The organism is Bacillus sp. MUM 116 (assembly GCF_001866655.1).
Classification (GTDB): Bacteria; Bacillota; Bacilli; order Bacillales; family Cytobacillaceae; genus Neobacillus.
Genome location: NZ_MLYR01000115.1, coordinates 1 through 7,583 on the forward strand (window position 1 = coordinate 1; position 7,583 = coordinate 7,583).

Sequence of the window (7,583 nt, forward strand, 5' to 3'; positions counted from 1 at the left end):
AAAAAGCAGTTCATTTTTTCCCTCGAGGGGCTAGGCGCTGGAGCTGGACAATTCTCAAAGACGAAATTTTATACTTTCTTTATTTTAAAAAAAGAAGCCTGGATGGCTTCTAATGAATATCTTTTTTCTTAAACCTTCCACCTCGAACTTCAGCGATATCAGCAACAGCTAAAAAGGCATGATCATCATTTTCAGATACAATCTCCTTTAATTTTGCCTCCTCAAGACGATTGATGACGCAAAAGATTACTTTTTTATCATCTCCGGAATATGCACCTTCACCATTCATGTACGTTACCCCACGGCCAAGACGGTTCATGATAGCATCCCCGATTTGTTTGGCATTATCACTGATAATCCAGGCCGATTTTGATTCATCAAGACCTGTAACAGTGACATCAATCGTTTTGTAAGCGACAAAATAGGCAATTAACGAATACATGGCACGATCCCATGAAAAGACGAATCCCGCACTGCCAAGAATGAAAAGATTAAAAAACATGATGATTTCCCCAACTGAGAAAGGAAGTTTATTGTTAAAAAGTATCGCAAGAATTTCGGTTCCGTCTAGAGAACCTCCATAACGAATGACGATTCCTACTCCTATTCCGAGAATAATCCCACCAAAAACGGTTGCTAGCAGTATATCTTGCGTAAAGGCAGGGACTGGATGAAGTAATGTGGTTGCAATGGAAAGAATAATAATTCCATAAAGTGTGGATAAAGCGAAGGTTTTTCCAATTTGTTTATATCCGATATAGAAAAAAGGGATGTTTAAAATAAAGAGGAAGATACCTATTTTCCATCCGGTCATGTAGGAAAGCATAATGGAAATACCTGTAATACCACCATCAATTACATTGTTGGGAACGAGGAAAATTTCGAGGCCAACTCCCATTAATGTAGCACCAAGTGTGATTAACAAAATCCTTTGAAATATTTTCCTTTTCGTTAGTCTTCGGTGCTGGATTGTTTCCAATATCGCTTCCTGCTGTTCAGTCAAAGAGATATTTTGAATTTCTGACATTATCTTGCCCCTTTCAACGAATATTCTACTTTAAGTATATCGGACCATGACTCATTTTAGTATTTATTTGCTCATTATTGCACAAAAAATCTGCCTGGGGGTGACAGGCAGAACCTTGAAAAGTCAGCTTGGGTCTACTTCATCATATGAAAGGGTAGTGACACTTGTATATTCTTCATTTTCAACCTCTTCTTCTGTTGCACTTTGCTCTAACTCTTCCTGGTCATCCATTCCAGGTGCAATCGTTGGTTCCTTTTTCTTATTCCTTCCATTTACCATAAACAAATCAGCTCCTTCCTCACTAATTTTTTCCTATATTATCCCTAAATATTCCTACTGTTCTTCAGACAAATTTTATAAAAAGAATAGGGCCAAGCAATCGCTTAGCCCAATAACCTAACGTTATTATTATTCTTTTATCCGCGCACGCTTGATAAAGAAAGCAAGAACCAGTGCAACAGCTGCTATTCCTGTTGCCACAACGAATGAATCATTGATGCCTTCAATCGTTGCTTGTTTCATCGTTTGCCCATAAATCATATACAAACCAAGCTGGTTACCAGCTGCTGCTGGTACATGTGCAAGTGCTGCAATTCCTTGACCAATTTGTGATACCTTTCCTGCAATAAACGGATTCGTACTGGTTATTAAGTTTGAGTATTGCCCCATATGAACACCCTGGCGTGTCGACATAACCGTTACAAGAAACGCCGTTCCAATACTGCCTGCTATCTGCCTTGCCGTATTGGAAGCGGCAGTACCATGAGAACCAAGATGACGCGGTAACTGGTTTAACCCTTCTGTCATAACCGTCATCATTAAAAATGACATTCCAAACATCCGCATTACATAAAGAAGCAAAATATGCGAATAACTTGTTGTCATACTAAGGGTTGTAAATTGCCAAGAGGTAATCACTGTAATCGTTAATCCAACAACAGCAAGCCACCTTGCCCCTATTTTATCAAACAATGCCCCTGAAATCGGCGACATGATTCCCATCACAATAGCTCCAGGCAATAATAACAGGCCTGATTCCAATGCGGAAAACCCTCGAATATTTTGCAAGTAAATAGGTAGTAAGATCATGGCGCCAAACATAGCCATATTAATAATCATACTGATAATCGTCGTTAAGGCAAAGATGTCATATTTGAAAACCCTTAATTCCAACATCGGATTTTCCGTTGAAAGTTCTCTTATAACGAAGGCAATTAATGCAACAATCCCAATGATAAGTGAAATAACGACTGTTGTACTCGACCACCCTTTACTTCCTGCCTCACTAAAACCATATAGTAGAAAACCAAATCCTAAAGTTGAAAATAATAACCCAGGGAAATCAAATTTAGGATTGGTAATTTTCGTAACATCCCTCATCCATAAGAAACTCAAGATTAAATCGAGCAATCCGATTGGGATAACGATATCAAACAATAATCGCCATGAAAAATGCGCAATTAGCCATCCGGATAAGGTTGGACCAATGGCTGGTGCAAAAAGCATAACAATCCCCATCATCCCCATTGCCATGCCGCGCTTTTCCGGTGGAAAAATGGTAAAGAAAACAGTCATCAAGAGTGGCATAATGACCCCTGCTCCTGTCGCCTGCACAATCCTTCCCACCATAAGAAAGCTAAAGTTTGTAGAAAAGGAACAAATAAATGAACCAATTGTAAAGAGAAGGATCGCAGTGATAAACAATTTTCTTGTTCCAAATTTTTCAATTAAATAAGCTGTGATCGGGATACAGATACCATTGACTAGCATATATCCTGTTGATAACCATTGAACAGTTGTAGCTGAAACGTTTAAATCAGCCATAATGTGAGGTATTGCTACATTAAGAAGCGTCTGATTTAAAATGGCAACAAAGGCACCCAACATTAAAGCTGTAAGAATCTTTCCTTTTCCAACTTCCTTTTTCGATTCTTTCATCCGCGATAAGGTTTGCGGCTCCATATCCTCAATTGGTTCCACATCTGCTTCTACATATTCCAATGCCGGCTCAGGTATAGCCGATTCCTTTAGTAAATCTGTTACTTGTTCTTCCATATTTTTGCGGTTCTCTTCTTGAGGGACCGAAGTCGAATCATAAGCCGAACCATTCCTTGGTTTTCTGTTTTTTTTCTTAAACAAAAAATTTAAAAACAATAACAGTAATAGGCTAAAAATAACATATACCGTGATATATATTGACATCGTATCACCTACTTATGAATTCTCACGGTCACGTTCATACCAGGGACAATTTGTACTCCTTTATTATCATCAATTGAAATTTTAACAGGAATTACTTGAGTCACTTTTGTATAGTTACCAGTGCTATTGGAACTTGGTAAAAGTGAAAATGTACCTGATGTAGCAAGACCGATTTTTTCAACGGTTCCTTTTAAAGTAGTATTTGGAAATGCGTCTACATAAATATCTACACTCTGTCCCTCTGCTACTTCATCAATTGAAGTTTCTTCTATATTCGCTGTTACCCATAATTTATTAAGATCAAAAACTTGAGCAAGTGGTGTACCGGCTGCTACGAAAGAATTTTTCACGGCATTTGTTTGAACAACTGTTCCGTTTGTTGGGAGAGTAACATCAATAGAGGTTGGTGCTGCTTGAGCCCCTGTCCCAGTTCCTGCTGAAACAATGGTTCCGATTTTTTCATTTTTTGAAAAATGATCGCCCACGTTTCCCGTCCAATCTGTTAATTTTCCATTCGCCGGAGCGGCAATTGTTACTTGCTGACCTGCTATTTGTGCGTTATCGGTAGATAAATAATTTACAGTTTTATTGTAGTAGGAATATACCGCAAAACCGCCTCCTACCAAGACAATTAATATAATGATATTTAATAATACCATTCGTTTTACACTCATAAATTTTATTCCTCCTCAAGTGAAAGTTTCGATAAGACAAGCTTGTGTAATCGTAAGAGGTGTTCGATTTCGTCTTTTGGCAAGGACATCACACCGTTTAATTTTTTGTATAAAAGTGACTCTGGAGAATAAACCCGATCTACTAACTCTTTCCCAACTTGAGTTAAGTGGATGGATACAGCTCTACGATTTTCAGGCGGGACAACTCGTTCAACTAGTTGACTGTTAACTAAACGATCAATGACCCCGCTGACTGTACTGTTTGTCAGCCTCAATTTCTCGGCAAGTTCCCCTAAACTAATGTTTGGATTTGAAGAAATTCTATATAGTGCCTTCAACTGTACAACTGTTATTCCAATCCGGTCTGCCTCTGTTTTAATGAGCCGATAAATGGCCTTATTTATTTCGGAAAATGATTCCACTATTTCATTATTTAATTCGTACATTTTTTCCTCCTTCCCTCGACAATCTAAGGTTTCTCAAACAAATATTTCGTATGCGAAATAAATTATTACAAGTTAAAATTATATACAGTCAGTTTTTAGTATGTCAACAACAAAATATTTCACTCCACTGCTGAGAAAAATATATAAAAAACCAGTCAATCGACTGGTTTTTTTCATTGAATAATTATCATTTCGATCCCGGGGCCGGGTGATCGACTCCCTTTACATGATGGCTGTGCCCGCTATCTTCTGAAGTATGAAAATCATAATAATGAACATGCATTCCATTCCCAATTGGAATGGCTGGACCCGAATATGCCCGGTAGTGATGGGTGTGACCATCCTCAAATAAAACGTACCCTTCCGTATAATGGATATGACTCCCATCTTGAGTTTGAATCGGGGGTGATGTTACATCCAAACATTGATGGACATGGTTGGCACTTATTCCTGTGTAATCAACCGATCCATGATTATGATGGGGAACAAAACCCAGAACAAAATCATCTTTTCCTATTTTTTCTCTCACATTCTTCCCTCCATTAAAAAAATCCTGCTGTCTATCTATATGCTTGGATTTTTAAAAAAAGAAAATAAAAAATGTACATAAGCCACAAACCAAATTCGCATACTACTTTTGTAATTTCAATTCAAAACGAAAGAGGGATTTTTAAATGACGGTTGGAACACAAGTAAAACAAGCCTTAGCAAGCTTAAAAAGTGCACAAGCAAGTTTTGAAACCTTTGCTTTAGCCACTGATAACCAAAATGCGAAACAGCTTTACCAACAAGCTGCCCAGCAAACACAATCAGTTTTAGATAGCTTGGAACCACGTCTTCAGGAGATTCAATCTGAAGAACCTCAATATAACCAATAAGAAGAAATAGGTTGGCGCTACTGCCAACCCATTTTTCATTTCAATCGTGAATCCCATTACATAGGCTAAAGCCAAAAGGAAGGAAGATGTAATGTGACAGTCGCTTCCAATGTAAAGCAAACCCTTGTAACAATTAAAGATATCGAGGCACAATTGTCAGCTCTTGCTCTAAATTCCTTGGATGAGGATGCGAAAAGAGCGTTTCATGAAACTGCGCTGACATTTGAAAATGTAAAAAAAGATATTCAAACAAGAGTATTTCAACTTGAACGTCAAGAACCGCAATACAAAGGATCTTAAATGATGAGGTGAGAACAGATGCCGGGATGGGTCTTTATAATTACGCGATCAATTATTTTCCTACTGCTCTTATTTTTAACCACTAAACTGCTCGGAAAGAAGCAGATTTCCGAACTCTCCTTCTTCGAATATGTGGCTGGTATCACGATTGGTAGTATCGCCGGGGAAGTAGTTACAGGACTAGAAAGTAATGCCTATCATGGGGCATTAGCCATCATTGTATTTGGACTGATTACATTTTTGTCTGACTTCCTCTCTTTAAAAAGCAAGAAATTCCGTGATGTTATGGAAGGTAGAGGCGCAATCGTAATAAAAGATGGAAGAGTATTAGAGGAAAATTTGAAGAAGGAAAAGTACACGATTGATGAATTATCTGCTCTTCTAAGGCAAAAAGATATTTTTAGAATTGCGGATGTGGAATTTGCCGTTCTAGAACCACGGGGAAATTTAAGTGCCCTGTTGAAAAAAGAAAATCGTCCTTTAACCCCAAAAGATCTAAATATGAAAACGGCAAATGAAAAAGAGCCCCAAACCGTTATTATGGACGGAAAAATTTTAGATGAAGCCCTACGTTCATCCGGGAAAAGCCGGAATTGGTTAAATACTGAACTAGAAAAGCTTGGGGTAACCTTAGATAATGTTTTTATCGGCCAGGTCGACACATACGGAGAATTAACCGTCGATATTTATGATGACAAAATACAGGTACCATCCCCTCAGCAACGCCCACTTCTCATGGCGATGTTGAAAAAAACCCATGCAGACTTAGAATTATTTTCACTGGCAACCGATTGCACAGAATCAAGGGAAATGTTTAAGAAAAATGCTGTCATTGTTCAAAATGCAATCGAAAAGTTAGCTCCCTATCTGAATGGTTAAAAAGAAAGATCCTTATTCCAATCGATAAGGATCTTTTTGACGCAAAAGGCTTGTACCCAATGAGTACAAGCCTTTTGTTTAATTCGGATTGGGCCGGTGAAAGAGCCCCATTACTTCTACTGTTTCTGTAATATTGACAAATGCTGAAGGATCCACCTCAGAAATGAGATTTTTAACATCATTTAATTCATATCTGGATATAACCGATACTAAAATATTCCTTTTGTTATTAGAATACCCGCCAATACCATCCATAATCGTTAACCCTCTGTACAAATTAGATAATAAATGTTTCCGCATTTCTTCGCCTTTTTCTGTAATAATCATGATCGTCAGCTTGGCATGATCCGTGTAAATGGCATCCACAACTTTTCCTGTGACAAAAATGGAAACCAAAGTGTTGAGAGCTGAGTCCCAATTAAATAAAAATCCACTGATGATAATGACAACACCGTTCATACCGGATAGGAGGACACCAATTGGAAAATCCATTCTTCTAGCCAAGATCATGCTAATGATATCGAACCCGCCTGTAGATCCAGAGCTCCGAAATACAATCCCTACACCAAGTCCAGTGATCGCACCGCCAAATATAGAAGAAAGAATTTTATCTTGGGCAATCGCATGGACTGGAATGATATAAAGACCAAGAGAAATGATGATGACGGAAAGGATTGAATTAATAATGAATTTTCTTCCGAGCATTTTATATCCAATAATTAATAGCGGAAGATTTAAAAGGAAATTCGCAAATCCCGTATTAAGCGGGGTAATCATCCCTAAAATCATCGAAATCCCGCTCATTCCACCACTTAAGACTTGATGGGGAATTAAGAAAAGATTAAATCCAAACGCTACTATGAGAGAACCAATAAGAATTCCAAGATATTGCAAGAAAGTGTCCCTCCTACTATCTACCCTTTTCAATTATCATACATATTCCCTGGCAGCAAGTAAATTTAATAGTATTTTTACAATAATATACAATTATCAGATAAATCCAAATTTTCTTTTATTCACTTTTTCGGATACTTTACCATATTTATTGAAAATAGCTTTAAAACAATAAATTTTTATGTACATGGATTAGTTATTATTCACTATTATATTTTTCGTTATTTTATCGAAAATTATTTTTCGAGAAAAACAATTGACAATTCCTCAATAATATTTATAC

General features: G+C 37.5%; 10 protein-coding genes. 3 read left to right on the forward strand and 7 right to left on the reverse strand.

Going from position 1 to position 7,583, the window contains the following annotated elements; all coding sequences use genetic code 11:
- Positions 1-109: 109 nt before the first annotated feature.
- The 6 genes from BIV60_RS23920 to BIV60_RS23940 all read right to left on the reverse strand — a co-directional run bounded on the left by BIV60_RS23920 (position 110) and on the right by BIV60_RS23940 (position 4,878).
- Positions 110-1,027 carry a YitT family protein gene (locus BIV60_RS23920; protein ID WP_141770539.1) on the reverse strand — a complete coding sequence of 306 codons (918 nt, stop codon included), beginning with the start codon at positions 1,025-1,027 and terminating at the stop codon, positions 110-112.
- Positions 1,028-1,150: 123 nt separating this feature from the next.
- Positions 1,151-1,312, reverse strand: a complete 162-nt coding sequence (locus BIV60_RS29895; RefSeq protein ID WP_177177387.1) for a hypothetical protein — start codon at positions 1,310-1,312, stop codon at positions 1,151-1,153.
- A gap of 123 nt (positions 1,313-1,435) precedes the next feature.
- Positions 1,436-3,229 (reverse strand): DHA2 family efflux MFS transporter permease subunit, encoded by a 1,794-nt coding sequence (locus tag BIV60_RS23925; protein ID WP_071358221.1) that lies wholly within the window; start codon positions 3,227-3,229, stop codon positions 1,436-1,438.
- An 8-nt stretch (positions 3,230-3,237) separates the two neighbouring features.
- The gene (locus BIV60_RS23930) at positions 3,238-3,903 is read right to left on the reverse strand and encodes an HlyD family secretion protein (RefSeq protein ID WP_071358222.1); all 666 of its coding nucleotides are present in this window, start codon (positions 3,901-3,903) and stop codon (positions 3,238-3,240) included.
- A gap of 5 nt (positions 3,904-3,908) precedes the next feature.
- Complete coding sequence (locus tag BIV60_RS23935; protein WP_071358223.1) at positions 3,909-4,349, reverse strand: MarR family winged helix-turn-helix transcriptional regulator; 441 nt, start codon at positions 4,347-4,349, stop codon at positions 3,909-3,911.
- A gap of 187 nt (positions 4,350-4,536) precedes the next feature.
- On the reverse strand, positions 4,537-4,878 hold the full coding sequence (locus tag BIV60_RS23940; RefSeq protein WP_071358224.1) for a YmaF family protein: 342 nt from the start codon (positions 4,876-4,878) through the stop codon (positions 4,537-4,539).
- A gap of 145 nt (positions 4,879-5,023) precedes the next feature.
- Here BIV60_RS23940 and BIV60_RS23945 point away from each other — a divergent pair, with 145 nt between their 5' ends.
- The 3 genes from BIV60_RS23945 (at position 5,024) to BIV60_RS23955 (ending at position 6,406) form a co-directional block, all read left to right on the forward strand.
- On the forward strand, positions 5,024-5,227 hold the full coding sequence (locus tag BIV60_RS23945) for a DUF1657 domain-containing protein (protein ID WP_071358225.1): 204 nt from the start codon (positions 5,024-5,026) through the stop codon (positions 5,225-5,227).
- 93 nt (positions 5,228-5,320) lie between these two features.
- Positions 5,321-5,527: a DUF1657 domain-containing protein gene (locus tag BIV60_RS23950; protein ID WP_071358226.1), complete on the forward strand. Its 207-nt coding sequence runs from the start codon at positions 5,321-5,323 to the stop codon at positions 5,525-5,527.
- An 18-nt stretch (positions 5,528-5,545) separates the two neighbouring features.
- Complete coding sequence (locus tag BIV60_RS23955) at positions 5,546-6,406, forward strand: DUF421 domain-containing protein (RefSeq protein ID WP_071358227.1); 861 nt, start codon at positions 5,546-5,548, stop codon at positions 6,404-6,406.
- A 78-nt stretch (positions 6,407-6,484) separates the two neighbouring features.
- Here the strand turns inward: BIV60_RS23955 and BIV60_RS23960 are convergent, their stop codons facing one another.
- Positions 6,485-7,300, reverse strand: coding sequence for a YitT family protein (locus BIV60_RS23960; RefSeq protein ID WP_071358228.1), 816 nt, complete (start codon positions 7,298-7,300; stop codon positions 6,485-6,487).
- Between the last annotated feature and the right edge of the window lie 283 nt (positions 7,301-7,583).

Bases quoted from the DNA above. Each gene is read 5' to 3' on its own strand.
- BIV60_RS23925 (WP_071358221.1), bottom strand. From the start codon at position 3,229: ATGTCAATATATATCACGGTATATGTTATTTTTAGCCTATTACTGTTA.
- BIV60_RS23945 (WP_071358225.1), top strand. From the start codon at position 5,024: ATGACGGTTGGAACACAAGTAAAACAAGCCTTAGCAAGCTTAAAAAGT.
- BIV60_RS23955 (WP_071358227.1), top strand. From the start codon at position 5,546: ATGCCGGGATGGGTCTTTATAATTACGCGATCAATTATTTTCCTACTG.
- BIV60_RS23930 (WP_071358222.1), bottom strand. From the start codon at position 3,903: ATGAGTGTAAAACGAATGGTATTATTAAATATCATTATATTAATTGTC.
- BIV60_RS23920 (WP_141770539.1), bottom strand. From the start codon at position 1,027: ATGTCAGAAATTCAAAATATCTCTTTGACTGAACAGCAGGAAGCGATA.
- BIV60_RS23935 (WP_071358223.1), bottom strand. From the start codon at position 4,349: ATGTACGAATTAAATAATGAAATAGTGGAATCATTTTCCGAAATAAAT.